Source organism: Micromonospora sp. NPDC005299 (assembly GCF_042872345.1).
Lineage (GTDB): Bacteria > Actinomycetota > Actinomycetes > Mycobacteriales > Micromonosporaceae > Micromonospora.
On the sequence record NZ_JBIAKG010000001.1, the window covers coordinates 956,069 to 978,381 of the forward strand.

The following is a 22,313-nucleotide window of genomic DNA, read 5'->3' on the forward strand; positions in this document are numbered from 1 at the left end:
ACGTCAGCCCACGTCGCGGAGGCGCCGGCCGTCCGCCCACCGTAGGGTCGGCACGGTGACGCCCCCGGCACGAGGACTGAACTGATGGCGCTCCGCTGGCGTGACGCGATGCAGCGGGCGCTCTACGGGCCGGACGGCTTCTTCGTCGCCGGCCCCGGGCCGGCCGCCCACTTCCGCACCAGCGTCCACGTGTCTCCGGTCTTCGCCTCCTGCCTGCTGCGGTTGGTGTCTTCTCTCGATGCCGCTCTCGGCCATCCCGCTCGTCTGGACGTGGTGGACGTGGGTGCTGGTCGGGGCGAGCTGTTGCGGTCGTTGTCGCTCGCGGTGGGGGTTTCGGGGGAGCCCACCCGCTCCGGGCGGTCAGGCTTGATCCCTCCGCGGGCGGGCTCCCCCGAAGCCCTGACCACCACGGCCGCCGCACGCCCGTCGCCCTCCGAGCCGGCCTCCGTCGGGTCCTTCGCCGCCGCGCCGGTGCCGTTGGCCCAGCGGGTACGCCTCGTCGCGGTCGAGAAGGCGCCGCGCCCGGAGGACCTGCCGGCGGAGATCGAGTGGCGGGACGAGATCCCGCCGGGCATCACGGGCCTCCTGGTAGCCACCGAGTGGCTGGACAACGTTCCGTTGGACCTCGCGGTGCACACCCCCGGGGGCTGGCGGTACCTGCTGGTGGACCCGGCGACGGGCGAGGAGTCGGCGGGCGACCCGGTGAGCGGCGAGGATGCCGACTGGCTGGACCGGTGGTGGTCCTCTGCCGGCGCGAGAGCCGAGATCGGGCGGACCCGCGACGAGGCCTGGACGGACGCGGTGGCGCACCTCGACCGGGGGCTCGCCCTCACGATGGACTACGGGCACCTGCGAGACGACCGGCCAATCGACGGAAGCCTCACCGGGTACCGGGGTGGGCGGCAGGTGGCGCCGGTGCCGGACGGGTCGTGTGACGTGACGGCGCACGTGGCCATGGACTCGGTCGCCTCCGCCGGTGAGCGGGTTGCGCGGTGTGCGTACACCCTGGTTTCGCAGCGGGAGGGGCTGCGGGCGCTCGGGGCCGACGGCGGGCGACCGCCGCTGAGCCTGGCCTCCCGGGACCCGGCCGGCTACGTGCGGGCCCTCGCCGCCGCGTCGGCGGTGGCCGAGCTGACCGACCCGGCCGGCCTCGGCGGGCACTGGTGGCTGCTGCAACCGGTCGACGTCGCCCTCGATCCGCTCATGGCACGATGACGGACATGACCACCGACGCCGGCGACCTCCGCGAACTGACCGTCGGCACCGGAGCCGGCGGGGAGCAGCTCGGCACCGACATGGTGCTCAACATCGGGCCGCAGCACCCGTCGACGCACGGCGTGCTCCGGCTGAAGCTGGTGCTCGACGGCGAGCGGGTGGTCTCCGCCGAGCCGATCATCGGTTACATGCACCGGGGCGCGGAGAAGCTCTTCGAGGTCCGCGATTACCGGCAGATCATCGTGCTGGCCAACCGGCACGACTGGCTCTCCGCGTTCTCCAACGAGTTGGGCGTGGTCCTCGCCGTCGAACGGCTGATGGGCATGGAGGTGCCGGAGCGCGCGGTCTGGCTGCGGATGGCGCTCGCCGAGCTGAACCGGGTGCTCAACCACCTGATGTTCCTCGGCTCCTACCCGCTGGAGATCGGCGCGATCACGCCGATGTTCTACGCGTTCCGCGAGCGGGAGACCATCCAGGCCGTGATGGAGGAGGTCTCCGGCGGCCGGATCCACTACATGTTCAACCGGGTCGGCGGGCTCAAGGAGGAGGTGCCGGCCGGCTGGACCACGCGGGCGCGGGCGGCGATCGGCGAGGTCCGCCGCCGGATGCCCGACCTGGACAACCTGATCCGGCGCAACGAGATCTTCCTGGCCCGCACCGTCGGGGTCGGCGTGCTGTCCGCGACCGACGCCGCCGCGTTCGGCGCCTCCGGGCCGGTCGCCCGGGCCTCCGGGCTCGACCTGGACCTGCGCCGGGACGAGCCCTACCTGGCGTACGACCAGCTCGACGTGCCCGTGGTCACCAAGACCGCCGGGGACTGCCACGCCCGCTTCGAGGTGCTGCTCGACCAGGTGTACGCCTCGCTCGACCTCGCCGAGCAGTGCCTGGACCGGGTGGACCGGCTCACCGGGCCGGTGAACACCCGGCTGCCCAAGGTGGTCAAGGCGCCCGAGGGGCACACCTACGCCTGGACCGAGAACCCGCTCGGCATCAACGGCTACTACCTGGTGTCGCGGGGCGAGAAGACCCCGTGGCGACTCAAGCTGCGCACCGCCTCGTACGCGAACGTGCAGGCGCTGGCGACCCTGCTCCCGGGCTGCCTGGTGCCGGACCTGATCGCCATCCTCGGCTCGATGTTCTTCGTGGTCGGCGACATCGACAAATAGCCCGCCGGGCCGGGGTCAGCGCCAGTGGTCGGTGGTTCGGGCGCCGCCGGCCCGGGGGGCGTCGTCGCGCGGCGGGTAGCCGTAGCGGGCCGGCTCCGGCTCGACCTGACGCCACTCCGGCTGGCCGCTGCGCTGCGTCGGGGGCCGCCACTCGTCCGGCACCGGCACCCCACCGGCCGGGAGCGCCGGTCGGCCCTCCTCCACCCAGCCGCCGCCCGGCTCGCCGGAACCGGCGCCGCCGCGGACGGACGCCCAGCGGTCCTCGACCCGGTACTCGGTGCCGCCGCCGTCGGCGTGCACCGCGGCCCGCCGCTCCCCGACCCGGATCTCCCGGCCGTGCTCGTCGTCGCGGACCGCGGCCCACCGGTTGCCGGTGCGCAGCTCGGACCAGTAGTCACCGTCCGGGTCGTCGGCCACCGCCCGACCGGGCTGCTCGGCCGGCGCCCCGCCCGCATCCGTCCCCGCCCAGCCGTCGGCCGCCCGCTCGCCGTAGCCGCTCCGGTCGCCCTGGTCCGGCACGGCGCCCCGCCCGGTCCGGGCGTCCTGACCCGCCCAGCCGCCCTGGCCGCTGCGGGCGGCCTCGTCGCGCGGGGCGGCGGACCAGCCCGCCCCCTCGCGGCCGCCGGGTCCCGGCGGCCAGGACCGGTCGTCCGCCCGCCCCTCCTGGCCCGATCGCCAGGTCCGACCGTCGGCCGGTCGGGGTCGCTGCTCGCCCGATCCCGCCGACCAGGACCGGTCGTCGGCCGGGTCGGCGGACCAGCCACGGTCCTCGCCCTCCCGCGCGGACCAGCTCCGGTCCTCGCCGGACGTCCGGCCGACGCCCGCCCACGCGTGCTCGCCGCCGGGCGCCCCCGACCAGGAGGCCTCGTCCCGAGAGCCGGTCGACCCGGACCAGCCGTCGCCGACCTGCGCGGATCGCGAGGGTTCGTCCCGACCGGGCCGGGTGTGCCCGTCGTCGGCATTCCGGTATCCGGCGCGGGGACGCTCCTCCGGCTCCGCGCCGCTCCACGAGCGCTCCTCGGGCACGGGGGACCAGTGGCCGCCGTAGCCGCCGTAGCGGCTGCCGGCGGGGTCGGCGCCCCCGTCGACGATGGTGTGCCGGGTGGTGACGTGCACGGTCTCGGTGTGGTGCACCACCCCAACCTGCCGGGACTCCGCCCGCATGTCCGGCTCGGCAGCGCGGGGAGCGCCGTAGACCCCGGCCTGAGGGCGGTCGGCGCCGTAGTTGGCGGCCTGAGGGCGGTCGGCACCGTAGACACCGGCCTGAGGGCGATCGGCGCCGTAAACGCCGGCCTGGGGCCGGTCCGCGCCGTAGACGCCGGCCTCAGGGCGGTCGGCGCCGTAGTCGGCGGCCTGAGGGCGGTCGGCGGTGTGGCCGGGGCGGTCGGCGGCGGGGTCGGCCCCGTACCGGCTGCCGGCCTGCGGGCGGCGGACCGCCTCGTCCTCGTCCCGCGCGGCGGGCTGCGCCCGGCCCGGCTCGGTGCGGGCACGCCCCTCGTCGTAGGGCTCGGTGACCGACACCCGGGCGCGGCCGCCGGCCGCCTCCTCGGTGGCGGACGTCGTCAGTCCCGCGGCGGCGGCGATGCCGGCGGCCGCGGCGTCGAGCCGTCGGCGCATCGTGGTGACCGACTCCTGGGTCCGCTGGACCTGGTCGAGCGCCTGGTTGCGGCGCTGGGCGGCGGCCACGATCTCCCCGCGCAACTCCCGGCGGAGCTGCTCGATCTCCTCGCGCAACTCCTCCGCGCCGGACGCCCCGCCGCCGCTCTCCGCGCGCAGCGCGACGGAGAGACCGATCAGCACCACGGCCAGGATCGCCAGCACGGCGCCGAACCGGAGCGATCCGTTGCCGTCGGCGACCAGCAGGATGAGCGCCGCCAGGGGCGCGAGCGCCACTCCGATCCAGAACAGGACGGTCAGCAGCTGGGGACTGCGGTTTTCGGCGGGGGCGACCGAGGCGGGCATGGCTGAGCAGACTACCGAGAGTTGACCCGGTAGGGAACGGGCCGAAAGCATCGATGTAAAGCCAGTGACCAGGGATTCCCTCCCGGCCCCGGCGGCCGCCGGGGCGCCGGCGGGCCCGGGGGCCCGCCGGCGCGGCGGCGGTGGTCAGCTCGCGGCGAGCGCGGCGTCGGAGGAGAACACCAGGCCGACGCTGGCCGCGCCGGTCTTCAGGGCGTTCTTGGTCTGCGGGCCGCCCGCGTCCAACGAGCTGAACGAGCCGGCCTTGAAGTCGTAGACCTCGACGAGGCCGGCCTGGCACTTCGGCCGCTGCGGGCACTCCGGCGGGCCGGCCAGGACGGTGGCCGTGCCGGAGCACTTGGCCGCCAGGTCGGAGAGGGTGGCGACCTGGTACTTGTCGGCGAACGCCTTGGTGACCGCGAAGGCGTTCTGGTCCTGCGCCTGGGCGGGCTGGCCGAAGCTGATGCCGACCTTGTCGCCGGCCGCCTTCAGCGCGCCGACCGTCTTGTCCAGCTCCGGCGAGGAGATCGGCTGGGCGTTCTGGCCGTTGGCCTTGGTGTTGAGGAACTCGGCCATCGTCGCCGCGTATTCGGGAACGACCTGGACCTGGCCCTTCTCCAGGGCCGGCTCGTAGAGCTCGCGGTTGCCGATGGTCTGCACCTTGACCTGGTAGCCGGCCGCGGTGAGCGCGATCTTGTAGAGCTCGGCGACGGTCTGGCTCTCGCTGAAGTTGCCGGCGCCGACCGTGACCTGGCCGCCGGGGCCCTTCTCGACGCCGTCGGTCACCCCGTTGGCGTCGGCGAACTCCTTCGCCGCGACCTGCGGGGTCTTCCGGTCGACGTCGACCGCGCGGTTCAGCTCGATCAGCTTGGGGGTGTCGAGCTTCGCGGAGACCTTGTCGAGCGCGGCGACGAGCTGCGGCGTGGCCGCCTTCGCGTTGACCGCCGGGATGACGTTGTCGGTGTTCTGGAGCTTCTTGTCGTCGGTGAGGACGACCAGCTTGTCGCCCGCCACCGGGGCGCAACCGGCCCCGGAGGCACCCTGCTCGGGCGCGTCGGTGCCGGAGGAACCGGCGCCACCGCAGCCGGTGAGGAGGCTCGCCGCAGCGAGGACGCCGAGCGCCCCTACGGCCAACCGTGAACGTGCGTGCATCAGTGCCCGCCTTCCGTGTCCCGGCGCGACCCGTGTCGGGCCGGCCGCGTGTCCGACGGGCGATCCGATCGAACGCCCGCGACTTCCAGCCAATATCTTCCGGACCCGACCGACAAACTCCGAGCGAGATTCGTCACCGGATCGTCACCGGTGGGACTCAAGTGCCCGCCGTGGCGTCGGCCGCGCGACGGTTCGCCGACCGCCGGGCCCGGCGCAGCGGGCGCGGCGTGGCCACCCGCTCGACCACCGCCAGCACCCCCTCGACGAGCAGCGCCAGCCCGGCCACCAGGACGCCGCCGGCGATGATCTGGCCGCCGCCGGCCGCGATGTCCAGTCCGAAACCGGCCCGGATGATCTGCCCGAGCCCGCCGCCGTTGACGAACGAGGCCAGCGCCGCGGTGGCCACCACCTGGACGGCGGCCGTGCGGAACCCGGCCGCCAGGTAGGGCACCGCGAGCGGCAACTCCACCCGGCGCAGCACCTGCCCGCCGGAGAGCCCCATCCCGCGCGCCGCGTCCCGGGCCTCCGGATCGGCCTGCCGCACCCCGGTGTACGCGGTGGCCAGCAGCGGCGGCACCGCGAAGACCGCGAGCGCGACCACCACCGCCGGCCGGCCGAAGCCGAGAAAGGTCAGCGGCAGGATGGTCAGCAGGGCCAGGGTCGGGATGGCGAGAGTGACGTTGGACACCAGCAGCACCAGGCCGCCGCCCCGGCCGGTGTGCCCGAGCCAGAGCCCGATCGGCCAGGCCACCAGGCAGCCGAGCAGCACCGCCAGCGCGGACAGGCTCAGGTGCTCGCCCAGCCGGTCCAGGACGCCGCCGGGGTTCGTCCAGTTGAGCGGGTCGTTCAGCCAGACGACCGCCTGCTGCACCGGGTTCATGAGCTCCGCCCCCGCAACCAGGGGGTGAGGAGACGGCCGACGCCGGCCAGGATCAGGTCGAGCACCAGCGCCAGCAGCACGCAGAGCACCGTTCCGGTCATGATCTGGGCCTTGTAGAAGTTGTTCTGGAAGCCGGCGAAGATGAGCTGGCCGAGACCGCCCCGGCCGACCACCACGCCCACCGTGACCAGCGCGACCGTGGAGACCGTGGCCAGCCGGAGGCCGGTGAGGATGCCGGGCAGCGCCAGCGGCAGCTCGATCCGGAGCAGTCGGCCCCAGCGGCCGTATCCCATGCCCTCGGCGGCCTCCCGCACCTCGGGCGGCACCTGGTTCAGCCCGGCCAGCGCGTTTCGCACGATGACCAGCAGCGCGTAGAGCGCCACCACGGTGAGCACGGTGATCGCGCCGATGCCCAGGTAGGGCGCGAGGAAGGCGAACAGCGCCAGCGACGGGACCGTGTAGAGCACCCCGGTCAGCGCCAGGATCGGCCCGGCCAGCGACCGGAACCAGTACGCGGCCACCGCCAGCGGCAGCGCCACCAGCGCAGCGATCAGCACCGCCCGGGCGGTCAGCCAGGTGTGCTCGCGCAGCGCGGCCAGGATCGTGTCAGAGTTGTCCCGCACGTACTGCCAGGAGAACCACGGGTTACCGGGCGCGGCCCGGTAGCTCAGGTGGAGGGACACACGTGGACGTTACCCCGAGCGCCGGACACGGCGCGGCCTCGATCACCCTGGAGCGCATCCGCAAGCGCTACCCGGACGGCACGGAGGCGGTGCGGGAGCTGAGCCTGGAGGTGAAGGCCGGCGAACTGGTGGTGCTGATCGGCCCGTCCGGCTGCGGCAAGTCCACGGTGCTGCGGATGATCAACCGGCTGATCGAGCCCACCGACGGGCGGATCCTGCTCGGCGACGACGACGTCACCCGGGTCGACCCGGTGACGCTGCGCCGCCGCATCGGGTACGTCATCCAGAACGTCGGCCTCTTCCCGCACCAGACGGTCGCCGCCAACGTGGCCACCGTGCCGGGGCTCCTCGGCTGGTCCCGGGAGCGGACGCGGGCCCGGGTGGACGAGCTGCTGGAGCTGGTCGGCCTCGACCCGGGGCAGTTCGGCCGCCGCTACCCGCACGAGCTCTCCGGCGGCCAGCGGCAGCGGGTCGGTGTGGCCCGCGCGCTCGCCGCCGACCCGGTGGTGCTGCTGATGGACGAGCCCTTCTCGGCCGTCGACCCGATCGTCCGGACCCGCCTGCAGGAGGAGTTCCTCCGGCTCCAGGCCGAGGTCCGCAAGACCATCGTGCTGGTCACCCACGATCTCGACGAGGCGGTCCGGCTGGGCGACCGCATCGCGGTGCTCTCCGAGGGCGGCCGCCTGGAGCAGTACGACGTCCCGGCCGCCCTGCTCGGGTCGCCCGCCTCGCCGTTCGTCCGCGAGTTCGTCGGCGCCGACCGGGGCATCCGCCGGCTGGCGGTCACCCCGGTGACCCGCGAGGTGCTCGACCCGCTCCCGGCCGACGGCGGGGCCGACCTGCCGACCGTGCCGCTGGGCGGTTCGGCGTACGACGCGCTGGGCGGGCTGCTCACCTCGGGCGCCGAGCACGCGGTGGTCACCGAGGACGGCCGGCCGGTGGGGCTGCTCAGCCGATCCCGGGTGCTGGGCCTCGGCGTGCTGGACTGAGCGGTCCAGGCCCGGCCGCGCCGGACCGGACTGGCCAGGCCGACGAACCGGCGGTCAGGCCCGGCCGCGCTGGGTGGACCGGACTGGCCAGGCCGACGATCCGGCGGTCAGGCCCGTCCGCCGAGGCTGGCCAGGCCGACGATCCAGCCGGCGAAGAAGCCGTAGGTGACGCCGGTGCTGGCGGACTCGAAGGCGGCGAAGAGCGAGCCGTGCGGCCCGAGGAGGGTGGCCAGCAGGGCCGTGCAGCCGGCGGCCAGGGCGTACGCGCCCCAGCCGGAGAAGAACTGGCTGCCCGAGCTCTCCACCCGGGCCACCTGCGGGCCGGGCAGCAGGTAGAGCAGCGCCGCGGCCAGCACGATGAGCAGGATCGCCCGCAGGTTGGTGGCGAGCACGCCCTGCGACGGGTCGTCGGCGTGCAGCCGCCAGGCCGGCCAGGCGAGCAGCCGGAGGAACCAGCCGCCGGCCCCGGTCGGGTCGGTGTGGTCCTGCACCCAGCCCACGTACATGGGGCTGCCGCAGACCGCGACGAGCAGGAGCACGGCGAGCGTGCCGGTGCCGGCGGCCGTGCCGTACGAGGCGACGGTGCGGGGGCGGTTGGTGAGGGCCATGGGGCGGTCAGTTCCCGGCCCGCCGCGCCGGGCAAACCTGCGTACCCGGTCCACCGCCGAGGATCGGCGGGTGGTCATCGCTCAGTGCTTCATCAGGTAGTCGATGAAGGCGGCCCGCAGCAGCGGCGTGGACTCCGGCTCTTCGTAGCCGTGCCCGGTCATCTCCCGCCACAGGGCATTGGCCTCGTCGACGATCGGCCCGATCGAGTTGGGGGCGCCGTCCAGGATCGCGGCCTCGTCCGCGTTGGGCATGTGCCGCAGCACCGACCAGAAGAACTCGACGTCGCGGCGCTCCCGGGCCAGGTGGAACGCCTGCTCGCGCAGTTCCTCGGTGGAGAGCTTGTCCAGCTCGTCGAAGGTACGGCCGCCGGGGGCAGGAGTCTCCGTCATGCCGCCGAGCCTAACCGGCGAGATCAGCTCGGGCCCGCCCGACGCGACGTCGGCGCCGTCGGGCCCGGGTCAGCGGTCCCCGGCGTCCCAGCGGCGCGGCTCGTTCTCCCAGCGCGGCGACTCCCACGAGTCGACGGTGTCGGTGGTGCGCACCGGCAGCACCGACGGCCAGGCGTCGGCCGGCTCGGGCGGCGGGGTCAGCGCCCAGCCGGTGCTGATCGCGCCGTCGTCGCCCGGCCCGGTCGGGCCGGCCGGGACCGCGTTCGGTGGCGGCGCCGGCCGTGGCCGGCCGAACGTCTCGACCAGCCGGGTGACCAGCAGCCCGGCGCCGAGGGTGGCCCCGCCGACGGCCCACCGGCTGATCGTCCAGTCGTGTGCCACGGCCCAGGCCAGGAAGACCTCCACGGTGCAGACCGCCAGCAGGGTGCCGAAGATCCCGCCCCGCCGCCCGTACGCGCTGGTGCCGCCGAGCATCACCGCGCCGATCGCCAGCACCGACCAGTCGAGCCCGGTCGCGGGCGTCACCGGGCCATCCCCGTTGGCGGCGATGAGCACCCCGCCGAGGACGGCCAGGACCGTCGAGCCGATCAGGGCCAGCGCGGCCACCGTGGCGGCCGCGGCACCCCGCCGCCGGGCCGGGTCGGCGACCGGCCGGAACCGCCCGACCAGCCGGCGGACCGGTTTGATCGCGCCGAAGAGCCCGCCGAGGACGGCCACCGCGGCGAAACCGACGAAGAGGTAGAGGGCGGTGCGCCGGGGGTCGTAGCCGCCCTGCACCACGACCGGGGTGGTCCGCCGCTCGATGTACACGATCACGCCCGCCGCACCGGCGAGGCTGGCCGCCCAGGCCGGCACGTGCAGCACCACCACGGCCAGCGCGAGCGCCAGCCCGCCGAGCGCCGCCACCGCCAGCGCCGGGAGCAGGGCCTCCCGTACGCCGCGGTCACCCTGCTCGGCGAAGTGCAGCGCGGCGGCCAGCGCGACCGGCCCGACCGCCAGGTTCACCGTGGCGGCCCGCAGGCTGAGCCCGGCAGCCAGGGTGAGCAGCCCGAGCCCGGCCACGTCGACCAGCAGCGTCTTCAGCGCGCCGCCGCGCAGCGCGTCCGCGTCCTCGCGCCAGAGCAGCCAGGTCACCGCGGCGAGCCCGAGCAGCAGCAGGAACTCCCAGACCACGTGCACGGCGATCCGGTCCCGGCCGGGCTCGCCGTGGGAGGGGTCGTCGAAGACGTTCTTCAGCACGGCCGCGGGCACGCCGGACGACGTCTCCACCGGCGCAGTCCGGCCCGTCTCGTCGTACCCCATGGCCCGCGCCTCCCAGGTGGCCGGCCGTGCGGTCCGACGCGCGGGCGGACCGGCGGCGGCCGTTGCTCTCCGGTCGCCAGGCACGGTACCTGCGGGGGGAGGTGCTGGGAACCCCCTGATCAGAGGCGGCCGCGCGGAGTCTCCCGGTCGCCGGGCTCGCGGTCCTCGTCGTCCTCCTGCTCGGGGACCCGGCAGGACCGCTCCAGCCAGAGCGCCGCCGCGACCAGGGCGAGCGAGGCGAGCAGCCCGGCCCCGCTGGCGGGCCGGTCGCCCATGGCGGCGTTGGTCCGCTCGACGAAGAGCCAGCCGGTCAGCCCGGCGTAGAAGCCCGCGAAGATGGCCCCGGCCAGCGCGGACGCCTTGGCGAGCACCACGAACCGGGCGACCAGCAGCGGGTTCACCGGGTCGCGGCCGGGACGGCGCTCGATCCGGCCGCGGGTGTTGACCGCCGCGTACCCCTCCAGCACGGCCAGGCCGGCCAGCGTGACCACCGGCAGCCAGGGCAGGTCGGGGGCCATCTCGTAGTAGAAGGCGCTGATCAGCAGCCAGGCCAGCGCGGCGGCGGCCAGGGCGGCCACCACCAGCGTGGAGATCCGGGTCGGACCCATCCGGAAACGGTCGGGGTCGCGCGGGGACTGCGCCTGGCTCATGCCGTCCGGCTCCACAGGGTCATGTGTCCGACTCTAACGCCAGATCGGGGCGCGGACTGAGTTCCAGCGCGTCGGAGGCCAGCGGCTCGGCGTTCAGCAGGTCGGTCAGCCAGCCGTGCCCGGGCAACCGGCCGTGCGGCTCGATGTCGATCCACGGCCGCAGCACGAAGGCCCGCAGGTGGGCCCGGGGGTGCGGCAGCGTCAGCTCCGGATCCGCGCTGTGCACCGGCTCCCCGGCCGCGTCCCAGACCGCGATCACGTCCACATCGAGGGTGCGCGGCCCATACCGCCGCTCCGGGTCCCGGGCGCGCCCGGCCGCCGCCTCGGCGGCCCGGGACCGCGCCAGCCAGTCGCGCGGAGTCGCCGCCGGGTCCCCGACCAACACCGCCGCGTTGAGGTACGCGGGCTGGTCGGCGTCCCCCCATGGTGGAGTCTCGTAGACGCCGGAAACCACCAGCACGGTGTCGCCGAACGAGGCCACCGCGGCGCGCAGGTGGGCGAGGCGGTCACCCAGGTTGCTGCCGATCGACAGCACGGCCCGGCTCATCGGGTACGCCGCATCGTCACCGCCACGTCCCGGAAGGCGTGCGGGATCGGGGCCTCCGGCTTGTGCACGGTGACCGTCGCGGCGCCGACCAGCGGCTCGGCCAGGCAGACCGCGAGCAGCCGGTCGGCGAGCGTCTCGATCAGGTTGACCGGCTCGCCGGTGACCACGGCGACCAGCTTCTCGGCCAGCTCGCCGTAGTGCACGGTGTCGGTCACCTCGTCCGAGCGGGCGGCCGGGGCGAGGTCGAGTTCGAGCACCGCGTCGACCACGAACTCCTGCCCCTGGGCGCGTTCGAAGTCGTAGACGCCGTGCCGACCGTGCGCGCGCAGGCCGGTCAGCTCGATCCGGTCGGTCATTGCTCTCCCTCGTGGGTGGTGGGCCGGGCCAGACGCGGGCGTCCGGTGGCCCGCCAGACGGCGAGCGCGTCGGCGGTGCCCCGAACGTCGTGCACGCGGACCCCCCAGGCGCCCGCCGCCACGGCGAGCACACTGGTGGCGACGGTGGCCGCCTCCCGTTCCGCGGTCGGCCGGGGGTTGCCCTCGTGGTCGGCCAGCAGCCGGCCCAGGTAGGACTTGCGGCTCGACCCGAACAGCAGCGGGAAGCCGAGGTCGACCAGTTCGGGCAGGCGGGCGCTGAGCTCCCAGTTGTGCGCGGCGGTCTTGGCGAAGCCCAGCCCCGGGTCGACGATGATCCGGTCGGCGGCCACCCCGGCGGCCAGCGCCTCGTCGACGCGCCGGCTCAGCTCGGCCCGCACGTCAACCACCACGTCCGTGTAGCGGGCCAGGTCCCGCATCTCGCGCGAGTGGCCCCGCCAGTGCATCAGCACCCAGGGGCAGCCGGCGTCCCGGACCACCCGGGCCATGTCCGGGTCGGCGAGGCCGCCGGAGACGTCGTTGACCACGTCCGCGCCGGCGGTGAGGACCGCCTCGGCCACCCGGGCCCGGCTGGTGTCGATGCTGACCGGGATGCCGGCGGCGCTCAGCTCGCGGATCACCGGCAGCACCCGGGCGATCTCGGTCTCCGCGTCGATCCGGTCGGCGCCCGGCCGGGTCGACTCGCCGCCCACGTCGACCAGGTCCGCGCCGGCCGCCCGCAGTCGCACTCCGTGTGCGACGGCGGCGTCCAGGTCGGCGTATCTGCCGCCGTCGGAGAAGGAGTCGGGCGTGACGTTGAGGACGCCCATCACCACCGGGGCCTCCGCCCGTACCAGATCGGTCACGGACCCGACAGTACCGGTCGTCAGCAGGGCTTCCGGTGGCCCGGGCGACCCCGGTGGACGACGCCCCTGACGTGCCGATTGGAACAGGTGTACGATCGGTCTTCGGGTCCGTTCCGGGTCGACTCTTCGCGGGTTGTCGCAAAGGTGGCCGGGCCGTACGCTTTGGAATTGCCCAGCATCGAGATGGCGAAGCCTGGAGGGAGGGCCGAAGCGGGAAGAATCCTCCCAAAGCTCACCACCCTGCGTGGTGGGTGACGAACGCAGCGTCGCCGACGCTGTGTGGAACGAGCACCATCCCGCCAGGCTTTGCCCACGTGCACCACCGCGGCGCCGCCGGCCGCGACCTTGGGGAGGTTTTCCAGTGATCGCCATCGAGCTCATGGGGACGGCGTCCGCAGCCGTCGACCACGCGCTCCACACCCTGGCGTCGACTCCACTCGCCGAGCCGGCCCCCAAGGGCATCGACACCAACAATGTCGTCTCCTTCTTCGCCAGCAAGATCGCGCCGATCCTGCTCGCGGTGCTCGGCGTGATCTTCATCGGCCGGGCCAGCCGCGGTGAGATCTCCAAGGTGCTGACCAGCTCAGCCATCGCGATCATCGGGCTGGCCTTCATCGCCGGCGCCGCCACGCTCTTCTTCGTCGGCGACTACCTGATCAACCTGATCTTCGAATAGGCGTTGGGCGACGATGCGGCTGCGCACCGACGACGACATCTACCGGGCACGCCTCGTCTACCTGGGGCCGCCCGGGTACACCCTTCCCGTCCACCTGCCGTACGCCCAGTACGGCCTGTTCATGCTGCTCGTACCCCTCTACATGTTCATCCACTGGTTGTTCACGCTCCAGGTCGAGCTCTTTCCCGCCTGGGAGATCTCGCTCGCCATCGTGACCACCTCGTTCATCTTCCGGTACGTCGACCCGGACCGGCCGGCGCGCATGGTCATCCGGACCGCGCTGACGGACTGGCGACGCACCCGGGAGCCGGCCGCCGAGCTGCGCGACCCGCGCCTCGTCGCGAGCCGGATCAGGATCCGGGAGGAACTGGCATGACCGGGCGTACGCCGACGGCGCAGACGAACGACGCGGGTGAGGCGGTCGCATGAGTCGCTCTTCCACGCCGGGTTCCCCGGCCGGACGTCCGGCCGGGCCCTACGGTAACCGTGCGCGATCGTTCGACTACCCACCGGACGAGGAGCTGGATGAGGCCACCCTCGACCCGGCCCTGGTGACCAGCCCCCAGCACGGTCGCGTCGGTGTCTTCCAGCCGCCCCGGCCGCTGGCCCCCCGCGGTTCCGAGCAGCGGGCGCCGGCGGTCGCCGACAGCGGCGACATCGACTCCCCCTTCCTCGACCTCTTCGGCGGCGCGCAGCCCCGGGTCCGCCGGCCGGCGAGCCCGCCCGCCGGCCCGCCCGTCCCGGTGGAGCCGGTGGTGGCGCCGCCCCGGCGCGGCGTCGGCCGGGAGGCGCTCCCGATCCCGCACCAGCACGCCACCCCGGTCGAGCCGGCCCTGCCGATCCCGCACACCGCTCCGGTCGAGCCGGTCGAGCCGGTTCTGCCATTGCCGCCCGCCCTGCCTGCCCTGCCCGAGGAGCAGCCGGCGGCCGCCCGGCTCCGGGAGGGCCCGCCCGTCGGCCGCCCGGTGGGTCGGCCGCGCGAGGCGCCCGAGGCCGCCCGCCCGGCGGCGCAGGCCGCCCTCGAGCCGCCGGAGCAGCCCGCCCTCGAGTCGGCGCCGGGCGCCCGTACCCGGGTGCCGCACCAGGTCGGCGACCGGCTCCCGGCGCTCCGGCCCACCGTCGAGCCGGAGCCGACCGAGCCCGGGGGCCCGGTCGAGCGCCCCGGCCGCCGGCCCGACCGACGGCCGGCCGAGCCGGCCCGTCCGAACGGGCGCGAGATGACCACCGCCCCCACCCGCGAGGTCAGCCCGCCGCCCAACCGGGAGGTGGCCCCGCCCCGGCAGCGGTCCCCGGAGCGCGGCGGAAAGCCCGCCAAGCCGGTCCGGGTCCGGGCCCCGAAGATCAAGTTCGGCGACCGGGACCCCTCGGTCGAACTGGCCGTCACCGAGATCGCCGGCCACCTCACCTTCACTCCCAACACGGTCACCGCCTGGTACTGGCTGCCCGAGGTGCGCTGGGCGTTCCGCCCCGACGCCGAGCGCGAGGCGCTGCTCTCGGCGATCTCCGAGCAGTACGCCGGCCTGGCCGGTTTCCGGCTGCACCTGCGCCGCACCACCCGGCCGTTCCCGGCCGACGAGTGGGCCCGCACCATCGACGCGCACACCGCCGCGCCGCTGCCCGACGTGCCCGGCACCACCGGCTGGGCCGACCATCTGGTCGCGGCGCAGCGGCACCTGATGGCGGTCAACCACGCCGAGGGGCAGACCTACCTCGGCGTCACCTTCGCCCGCCGCTCGCTCGGCGACTCGCTCACCGAGCGGCTGCTGCGCACCTTCGGCCGGGGCACCGCCGACGGCGAGCGGCGCCGGCTGGGCCGCACCGTCGAGCAGTTCGACGAGGTGCTCGGCGCGTTCGGCATGCGCGGCCGCCGGGTCACCGCGCAGGAGCTGGAGTGGCTGCTCTACCGCTCGGTGGCGCTCTGCATGGCGCCACCCGGCGTGCTGTCCCCGATCACCAACGGGCGGTGGGAACGCGGCGATCTGCTGGCCCTCACCGAGCAGGTCGAGCGCTACCGCACCCCGTACGGCTCCACCGTGAAGCTGGTCAACCGGATGACCGGCGAGGAACGGCACGTGGCCGTGCTCGCGGTCGGCCGGATGGAACCGCTGGAGATCCCCGAGCGGCACGAGCCCTGGCTGCACTTCCACGAGCGGCTGCCCTGGCCGATGGAGCTCTCCACGCGGGTCGACATCCTCGGCCCCGGCGACTCCTTCCGGAACCTCGAACACCGGCTCCGGATGATCCGCTCCCAGCAGCTCGACTACGCCGAGCACGGCATCGACGCCCCGCCCGAGCTGGAGCGGCTGGCCAAGCGGGCCCTGGTGATCGGCGACGAGATGACCACCGGCCTGCCGGTGGACTCGGCCCGCGCACACGGCTGGCACCGCATCGCGGTCGGCGGCCGGACCCGCGAGGAGTGCCTGGAACGGGCCCGCCGGCTCATCCAGCTCTACTCGCGCGAGCTGCGCATCTCGCTCCAGCACCCGAAGAACCAGGACTGGCTGGCCCGCGAGTTCATCCCCGGCGAGCCGATCGCCAACACCGGCTACGTCCGGCGGATGCCGGTCAACCTGCTCGCCGCCGCGCTGCCCCAGGCCGCCTCCACGGTCGGCGACCGGCGCGGCGACCTGATCGGCCGGACCGCCGGCACCTGCCGCCGCCCGGTCTTCCTCGACCTGCACTTCCCCATGGAGGTACGCGAGCGCTCCGGCCTCGCCGTCTTCGTCGCCGAGCCGGGCGGTGGCAAGTCCACCCTGCTCGGCGCGCTCGGCTACCTGGCCGCCCGGCGCGGCGTGCAGGTGACGCTGCTCGACCCGTCCGGCCCGCTGGCCCGGCTCTGCGCCATGCCCGAGCTGGCGCCGTACTCGCGGGTGCTCAACCTCACCGGCTCGGAGCAGGGCACCCTGGCCCCGTACGCGCTGATCCCCACGCCGCTGCGCAGCGAGTTCGGCGCCGGGGCGGCCGGCGACCGGGAGTTCGAGATCGCGGTCTCCAACGCCCGCGCCGAGCGCCGGATGCTGGTGCAGGACATCTGCATGATGCTGGTGCCGCCGCAGGTGGCCCGGGAGGCGTCCACGGCCACCCTGTTCCGGCACGCCGTACGCCAGGTGCCGGCCGAGGAGGCCTCCACCCTGGACGACGTGGTGGCCTGCCTGCAGGGGCTCGACGACGACGCCGGCCGGGAGCTGGCCAACCTGCTCCTCGACACCGCCGAGATGCCGCTGGCCATGCTCTTCTTCGGCCGTCCGCCGGAGGGGCTGCTCGGCGCCGACGCGGCGCTCACCGTGATCACCATGGCCGGGCTCCGGCTGCCCGACCTCAAGATCGAGCGGGAGTACTGGTCGGCCGAGGAGGCGCTGGCCCTGCCGATGCTGCACACCGCGCACCGGCTGGCCGTCCGCCGCTGCTACGGCGGCTCGATGTCCTCCCGCAAGCTGGTCGGCCTGGACGAGGCGCACTTCATGGAGGGCTGGCGCTCCGGCCGGTCGTTCCTGGTCCGCCTCGCCCGCGACTCCCGCAAGTGGAACCTGGCCGCGCTGGTCGCCTCGCAGAACCCGAAGGACATCCTCGGGCTCGACGTGCAGAACCTGGTCTCCACCGTGTTCGTCGGCCGCATCGCCGAGGACACCGAGATCGCCTCCGAGGCGCTGCGGCTGCTCCGGGTGCCGGTCAACGACGGCTACGAGGCCACCCTCGCCTCGCTGTCCCAGGCCGACAGCGGCTCGGCCGCCCGGCTCGGCTTCCGCGAGTTCGTCATGCGCGACGTCGACGGTCGCGTGCAGAAGGTCCGGGTCGACGTGTCGTACGTCGACGGGCTGCTGGAACACCTGGACACCACCCCCGCAGCGGTCGCCCAGGCCGCCGGGCAGCTGCCGACCGTCCTGGCTGATCTGGAGGCGTGACATGGCGAGGGCCCGGGCACGGATCGCGGCGCTCCTCCTCGCGCTCGGCGTACTGGCCGGGGCCACCATCGCCTGGCCGCTGGTCGGGGCGACACCCGCGTACGCCGCCGGGCCGGCCGCCCAGGCCCGGGCCGAGCTGTGCAGCACCAAGGAGTGGCAGGTTAACTTCCGCGCCTGCGTCGCCGAGCTCAAGGCGGTCAGCGAGGACCAGGTCGAGTGCCGCAACGCGCCCGTGCCCGGCGCGCCGGACTCCGGCCTGGCCGGATGGTTCGCCTCCCGCCCCGACTCCGCCAAGCAGCCCGGCCCCAAGGGCCTCTACAGCGACTACGGGTACGCCGGATACAGCTACACGACGTACGACGTCGACGGCGGCTGCGCCTCCTCGGTGCTGCATCCGGACTACCGCTTCACCACGATGGTCGCGAACGGCGAGTTCATGTTCGCCAACGCGATCATCGGGGCGTCGAACGCGCTGCGCGAGCGCGCCTGGGACCCGCGGACGATGTGGCGCTGGGCCGACCCGCTCGTGGAGCAGGCCACCAAGGCCGTCTACCAGAAGGTGTTCAGCGTCTTCGGCATCATCACCATCTGCGTGGTCGGCCTCTACCTGCTCTGGCGCTCGCGCCAGTCGGACATGAGCAACGCCATGACCACGGCGGGCTGGGCGATCCTGGTGATGGTGGCGGTGACCGCCCTGGCCGCCTGGCCGGTCAAGTCGGCGAACATCGCCGACAGCACCCTGATCACCACCCTCGGCGTGGTGCACGACGCCGTCGGCCCGACCTCCAAGGACACGCCTCCGGGGCAGTGCGACGACCCGAACCCCGCGGCGTGCAAGGACCACCGGCCCCCGGCCGTGCGGGCCAGCGACACCGCCACCGAGACCATGCTCTACCGGAACTGGCTACGCGGCGTGCTCGGCTCGGCCGACAGCGAGACCGCCAAGAAGTACGGTCTTGCGCTCTACGACGCCAAGTCGCTGACCTGGGATGAAGCGGAGTCGATCCGCGCGAACCCCGCCACCCGTGATGTGGTCATCAAGGCCAAGCAACAGCAGTGGGCCCGGGTGGCCGAGCAGATCAAGTCGGAGGACCCGGAGGCGTACGAGTACCTGCAGGGCGTCCGGGACATGGACCGGATCGGGGCGGGCTTCATCGCGGTGCTGGCCTCGCTGCTCTTCGCGATGTTCGACCTGACCGCCTCGCTGCTGGTGCTGCTCGGCTTCCTGATCTTCCGCTGGGCGGTGATCGCCGCGCCGATCCTCGGCACGGTCGGGCTGATGCGCCCGGCGAGCGCCGGCCTCCGGCGGCTGGCCAACGCCGTGGTCGCCGCAGTGTTCAACATTGCCATCTTCGGTACGGGCGCGGCCATCTACCTGTTCGCCGTGGATCTGATCATGAACACACCGACCCTGCCCGGCTGGCTCCAGGTGGTCCTGGTCTGGCTCTGCGGCGTGGTGGGCTGGCTGCTGCTCCGCCCGTACCGGCGGATCACGCAGCTCGGCGGCAAGGACAGCAGCGAGGCGGTCAGCTCGGCGGGCTCCTGGCACCGGCGGTTCTTCCGCGACATGCGGGTCGCGGCTCGCCTCGACGTGGCCGAGCCGGGCGGCACCGCCGAGCCCGCGATGGGGCGGCGGCGCGCCGTGACGGCCGACCAGCGCAGCCTCCGGCCGGAGGCCCGGCACGAGGACCCGGCGCACACCGTCACGGTGGTCGAACGGGAACGGACCGGCGGGCGGGAGCGGCCCGAGGGAGCCCCACCGGCCGAACGCGGGTCCGGCCGCCCGACCGCACCCCGGCCCCGCCGCGGCCAGGCGAACTGGACGGGACCGGACGTGCCCGAGGAGGCGCCGTCCTTCGCCGTCTACCGGCCGGACTCGGCCGAGCGCGCCCCCGCGCCCAAGCCGGCGCCGCGGATCCGCTCCGAGGCACGGTGAGACCGGTGCGGCGGGCACTGGAATTCCTGTTCACCCGGCTACTGCGGTCCCGGCTCGGTGTCGCCCTGGTGATCGCCGTCCTGGTCTTCGGCGTGATCGGCGCGGCCCGGCTGGTCTCCGGCCCGGTCGACTCGACCCTCGGGCTGAGCACCCGCCCGAGCCAGCCGATCAGCACGGCCAACCCGCATGCCGGTGACGACGGGGTGCTGTCGAGCCCGCCGGCGGCGGTCTCCCCCAAGACCCGACCCGGCGAGGCCACCCCGGAGCAGACCGCGAGCCGGTTCACCACCGCCTGGCTGACCGGCCCGGGCAGCAGCGGCGAGGCGTGGCAGTCACGCCTGCGGCCGCTCTCCACACCCGCGCTCGCCGAGAAGATGACCGGCGCCGACCCGGAGACCGTGCCCGCCAGCCGGATGACCGGCGGGGTGACCCTCCGGCCCCGGACGGAGTCCTTCGTGGAGGTGCTGGTTCCACTCGACGACGGCCGGCTCCGGCTCGAACTGGTGGCCCCCGACGGCCGGTGGCTGGTGGACGCGGTCGACTGGGAGCGACAGTGAGCGCCGCGTCCGGTGCCACCGCACCGGTCCGTCGCAAGCTGCGGGTCGGCGCGCTGCTCATCGCGGTCACCATGGTGCTCACCCTGCTCTGCTGCGTCGGCGGCGCGGGCGCGTTCCTCCTCACCGAACTGGGCGGCGACCAGAAGGACGGTGCGCTCGCCGGCCTGAACTGTGACCCGGCCTACCAGGTCAACCTCACCGGGGACATGCCGCGCTTCACCGAGTACGGCGACGGCCAGCTCCGCAACGCCGCCGTCATCATCAAGGTCGGCCAGGACATGAAGGTGCCCGCCCGCGGCTGGGTGATCGCGCTGGCCACCGCGATGCAGGAGTCCGGGCTGCGCAACCTCGCCAACCGCAAGGTGCCGGCGTCGCTGGCCCTGCCGCACGAGGGCGTCGGCGCCGACCACGACTCGCTCGGCCTGTTCCAGCAGCGGCCGGGGTGGGGCAGCGTCGAGCAGCGGATGACTCCCTCGTACACGGCCCGGAAGTTCTACGAGAAGATGGTCAAGGTGCGGAACTGGCAGGACCGGCCGCTGACCGTGGTGGCGCAGCGGGTGCAGGTCAGCGCCTTCCCGGACGCCTACGCCAAGCACGAGGACCTGGCGGGTCGCATCGTGGACGCGCTCGCCGGCGGGGCCGCCCGGACCGTCGAGATCGCCGGCAAGGCGGTCTGCGACGCCGCCGCCGGGGCCCGGATCGCCGCCTCCGGCTGGACCGCCCCGCTTCCCGGCGGCGTCGTCTCCGGCTTCCGCACCACAGCGCGGCCCAGCCACAACGGGGTCGACCTCGCCGCGGACAAGCGCACACCCATCCACGCCGCCTCGGCGGGCCGGGTGCTGGTGGCCCGCTGCGACCCTGACCACTCCGGGAAGCGCGACTGCGACCGCGACGGTTGGCCGGACAAGGGCGGCTGCGGCTGGTTCGTGGACATCCTGCACGCCGGCGGATACATCACCCGCTACTGCCACATGGTCGAGCGCCCCCGGGTGGTGCCGGGCCAGCTCGTGGAGGCGGGCGAGGTGATCGGCCTCTCCGGCACCAGCGGCAACTCCTCCGGCCCGCACCTGCACTTCGAGGTGCATGTGGACAGCGACCGGTCCAGCCGGGGCGCGATCAACCCGGTGCCGTTCATGCGCGGGCGGGGCGCCCCAGTGGACGGGACCGCGTGAGGCGCACCGGCACATGAGCAACCCGCTGCCCGACCCCTTCGCGGACCGGCCCGACTGGGCCCCGCAGCCGCCCCGCCCGGTCGAGGTCGTCCCGGCCACCGGCCGGATCGAGCTGCGCGGCCGCCGCGTGCTGGTCGGCCTGCCCGGCCTCGGTTGGCGCGGTGACCTGCGCGCCGACGAGCGGGTGGTGCAGGGCAGCCGGACCTATGTGCCGGTCATCCCGGAGCACGAGTGGTACCGCGCCGAGTCGGAGCAGGTGGAGGTCTTCGCACCGCTGGTGCCGGTGGAGCGGGTGTGGGTGGAGACCGTGGGCGAGCGACCGTCGGCCGGGGCGACCGAGTCGGGCATCCGGCTGGTCTCGCTCGACGCGCCCACCCGACGCCCGCCCACTCCGGTCTTCGAGGCCGACTCGGTCACCGGGCGGCGCGTGGTGCACGTGACCGGGGCGACCGAGCAGCGCGACCTGCGCGCGGTCACCGAGACCTACTCCGGCGCGGACGGGGACATCTGCGTCCGGGTGGCCCCGGAGCTGGAGTGGTACCGCTGGGCCTGGCGTGGCCAGGCTCCGACCACGCTGGAGGTGCCGGTGCACCTGCTCTGGCTGGAGTGACTGGCACTCAACCGATCTTGCTGCCCCCACAGACTCGCCAGCCGTCGTTATTCACGACGTGGAACCGCCAGACCTCCCGGCGGCTGCTTCGCGGCTGGCCGTTCGATGAGCTTGAGATCGCCAAAGTCGTCGTCACGGACTCGGCTTCCCCATCCTGTGCGCGGGCGAGAGGACCCCAACTCACTTTGATGACAACATTGAAGTTGGCTTCACGCTGCTCCAGCTCAGCCCGGAGGGCCCGGACTGCGTCGAGATCGGCGCCGGACGTGCAGGCATACTCCTGCGCCTTCGTGTCGTTGCGATCGATCAGAAAAGCCTGGATGTAGTTGGCCACCACCACGTCCGGCGCGCTTCGGTCGGGCGCGGTTGCCCGGTCGTACAGCACGAAACCGACGATGCCGCCGCCGGCACAGACCAGTGCCAGCACCCCGGCGACCACGGCGAGCACGGTGCGCAGCCGCCGCTTCGGGCGTACCGGCGCCGGAGCGGGCGCGGGCGGCGCCAACTGCTCGGGCGGGGTCCGCTGCGCCGGTACGCGGGAGACCTGGGAACCGGCGGGGGGCTGCACTGATTCCACATTTTGAGGCTATCGGCTGCGCGCCGCGTACCCAATGCCTGAGAACTGGCGGATCGTGGCGAACGGCGGACGGCGTCCGGCGGGTGAGGCTGCTCACCGCCGAGCCGAGCACCGCGCCGACCG

At 74.2% G+C, this 22,313-nt stretch carries 22 protein-coding genes; 10 read left to right on the forward strand and 12 right to left on the reverse strand.

Annotated features, from left to right (window positions below; all coding sequences use genetic code 11):
• The first annotated feature begins 84 nt into the window (after positions 1–84).
• Together ACFYPD_RS04665 and ACFYPD_RS04670 are read left to right on the forward strand one after the other, a co-directional pair.
• A complete protein-coding gene (locus tag ACFYPD_RS04665) occupies positions 85–1,215 on the forward strand; it encodes an SAM-dependent methyltransferase (protein ID WP_387108811.1) in 1,131 nt (376 codons plus the stop codon).
• On the forward strand, positions 1,212–2,381 hold the full coding sequence (locus ACFYPD_RS04670; protein WP_387108813.1) for an NADH-quinone oxidoreductase subunit D: 1,170 nt from the start codon (positions 1,212–1,214) through the stop codon (positions 2,379–2,381). The genes ACFYPD_RS04665 and ACFYPD_RS04670 overlap by 4 nt, the downstream gene beginning before the upstream one ends.
• A 15-nt stretch (positions 2,382–2,396) precedes the next feature.
• On the opposite strand, the gene ACFYPD_RS04675 is transcribed toward ACFYPD_RS04670, so the two are convergent.
• From ACFYPD_RS04675 to ACFYPD_RS04690, 4 genes are all read right to left on the reverse strand, one after another.
• Positions 2,397–4,343: a hypothetical protein gene (locus tag ACFYPD_RS04675; protein ID WP_387108816.1), complete on the reverse strand. Its 1,947-nt coding sequence runs from the start codon at positions 4,341–4,343 to the stop codon at positions 2,397–2,399.
• A 144-nt stretch (positions 4,344–4,487) separates the two neighbouring features.
• Positions 4,488–5,492 carry a glycine betaine ABC transporter substrate-binding protein gene (locus ACFYPD_RS04680; protein WP_387108818.1) on the reverse strand — a complete coding sequence of 335 codons (1,005 nt, stop codon included), beginning with the start codon at positions 5,490–5,492 and terminating at the stop codon, positions 4,488–4,490.
• A 157-nt stretch (positions 5,493–5,649) separates the two neighbouring features.
• Positions 5,650–6,372, reverse strand: a complete 723-nt coding sequence (locus tag ACFYPD_RS04685; RefSeq protein ID WP_387108821.1) for an ABC transporter permease — start codon at positions 6,370–6,372, stop codon at positions 5,650–5,652.
• Positions 6,369–7,055, reverse strand: coding sequence for an ABC transporter permease (locus ACFYPD_RS04690; RefSeq protein WP_387108824.1), 687 nt, complete (start codon positions 7,053–7,055; stop codon positions 6,369–6,371). Before ACFYPD_RS04690 ends, ACFYPD_RS04685 begins: the two co-directional genes overlap by 4 nt.
• 2 nt (positions 7,056–7,057) lie before the next feature.
• Here ACFYPD_RS04690 and ACFYPD_RS04695 point away from each other — a divergent pair, with 2 nt between their 5' ends.
• Complete coding sequence (locus tag ACFYPD_RS04695; RefSeq protein WP_387108826.1) at positions 7,058–8,044, forward strand: ABC transporter ATP-binding protein; 987 nt, start codon at positions 7,058–7,060, stop codon at positions 8,042–8,044.
• A gap of 107 nt (positions 8,045–8,151) precedes the next feature.
• Here the strand turns inward: ACFYPD_RS04695 and ACFYPD_RS04700 are convergent, their stop codons facing one another.
• The 7 genes from ACFYPD_RS04700 to folP all read right to left on the reverse strand — a co-directional run bounded on the left by ACFYPD_RS04700 (position 8,152) and on the right by folP (position 12,760).
• Positions 8,152–8,652, reverse strand: coding sequence for a hypothetical protein (locus ACFYPD_RS04700; protein WP_387109187.1), 501 nt, complete (start codon positions 8,650–8,652; stop codon positions 8,152–8,154).
• An 81-nt stretch (positions 8,653–8,733) separates the two neighbouring features.
• Positions 8,734–9,042: a hypothetical protein gene (locus ACFYPD_RS04705; protein ID WP_387108829.1), complete on the reverse strand. Its 309-nt coding sequence runs from the start codon at positions 9,040–9,042 to the stop codon at positions 8,734–8,736.
• A gap of 69 nt (positions 9,043–9,111) precedes the next feature.
• Entirely contained in the window at positions 9,112–10,344 is a 1,233-nt protein-coding gene (locus ACFYPD_RS04710; protein ID WP_387108831.1) for an ABC transporter permease, read from the reverse strand.
• A 119-nt stretch (positions 10,345–10,463) separates the two neighbouring features.
• The gene (locus ACFYPD_RS04715; protein WP_387109189.1) at positions 10,464–10,952 is read right to left on the reverse strand and encodes a DUF3180 domain-containing protein; all 489 of its coding nucleotides are present in this window, start codon (positions 10,950–10,952) and stop codon (positions 10,464–10,466) included.
• A 61-nt stretch (positions 10,953–11,013) separates the two neighbouring features.
• Complete coding sequence (folK, locus tag ACFYPD_RS04720; RefSeq protein ID WP_387108835.1) at positions 11,014–11,541, reverse strand: 2-amino-4-hydroxy-6-hydroxymethyldihydropteridine diphosphokinase; 528 nt, start codon at positions 11,539–11,541, stop codon at positions 11,014–11,016.
• The gene (gene folB / locus ACFYPD_RS04725; protein WP_387108837.1) at positions 11,538–11,897 is read right to left on the reverse strand and encodes a dihydroneopterin aldolase; all 360 of its coding nucleotides are present in this window, start codon (positions 11,895–11,897) and stop codon (positions 11,538–11,540) included. Before folB ends, folK begins: the two co-directional genes overlap by 4 nt.
• Positions 11,894–12,760, reverse strand: a complete 867-nt coding sequence (folP, locus tag ACFYPD_RS04730) for a dihydropteroate synthase (RefSeq protein WP_387108840.1) — start codon at positions 12,758–12,760, stop codon at positions 11,894–11,896. The genes folB and folP overlap by 4 nt, the downstream gene beginning before the upstream one ends.
• A 361-nt stretch (positions 12,761–13,121) precedes the next feature.
• On the opposite strand from folP, the gene ACFYPD_RS04735 reads away from it, so the two are divergent.
• From ACFYPD_RS04735 to ACFYPD_RS04765, 7 genes are all read left to right on the forward strand, one after another.
• On the forward strand, positions 13,122–13,436 hold the full coding sequence (locus ACFYPD_RS04735; RefSeq protein ID WP_151465372.1) for a hypothetical protein: 315 nt from the start codon (positions 13,122–13,124) through the stop codon (positions 13,434–13,436).
• A gap of 13 nt (positions 13,437–13,449) precedes the next feature.
• Complete coding sequence (locus ACFYPD_RS04740) at positions 13,450–13,812, forward strand: hypothetical protein (protein WP_091317037.1); 363 nt, start codon at positions 13,450–13,452, stop codon at positions 13,810–13,812.
• Positions 13,813–13,861: 49 nt separating this feature from the next.
• Positions 13,862–17,338: an ATP-binding protein gene (locus ACFYPD_RS04745; protein WP_387108843.1), complete on the forward strand. Its 3,477-nt coding sequence runs from the start codon at positions 13,862–13,864 to the stop codon at positions 17,336–17,338.
• A gap of 1 nt (position 17,339) precedes the next feature.
• Positions 17,340–19,274, forward strand: coding sequence for an MFS transporter (locus ACFYPD_RS04750; RefSeq protein WP_387108846.1), 1,935 nt, complete (start codon positions 17,340–17,342; stop codon positions 19,272–19,274).
• The gene (locus ACFYPD_RS04755; RefSeq protein WP_387108849.1) at positions 19,271–19,831 is read left to right on the forward strand and encodes a hypothetical protein; all 561 of its coding nucleotides are present in this window, start codon (positions 19,271–19,273) and stop codon (positions 19,829–19,831) included. The genes ACFYPD_RS04750 and ACFYPD_RS04755 overlap by 4 nt, the downstream gene beginning before the upstream one ends.
• A gap of 71 nt (positions 19,832–19,902) precedes the next feature.
• A complete protein-coding gene (locus ACFYPD_RS04760; protein ID WP_387109192.1) occupies positions 19,903–21,003 on the forward strand; it encodes a M23 family metallopeptidase in 1,101 nt (366 codons plus the stop codon).
• A gap of 13 nt (positions 21,004–21,016) precedes the next feature.
• Positions 21,017–21,613, forward strand: a complete 597-nt coding sequence (locus ACFYPD_RS04765) for a hypothetical protein (protein WP_387108851.1) — start codon at positions 21,017–21,019, stop codon at positions 21,611–21,613.
• 7 nt (positions 21,614–21,620) lie between these two features.
• Here the strand turns inward: ACFYPD_RS04765 and ACFYPD_RS04770 are convergent, their stop codons facing one another.
• Positions 21,621–22,181, reverse strand: coding sequence for a hypothetical protein (locus tag ACFYPD_RS04770; protein ID WP_387109195.1), 561 nt, complete (start codon positions 22,179–22,181; stop codon positions 21,621–21,623).
• Positions 22,182–22,313: the final 132 nt, after the last annotated feature.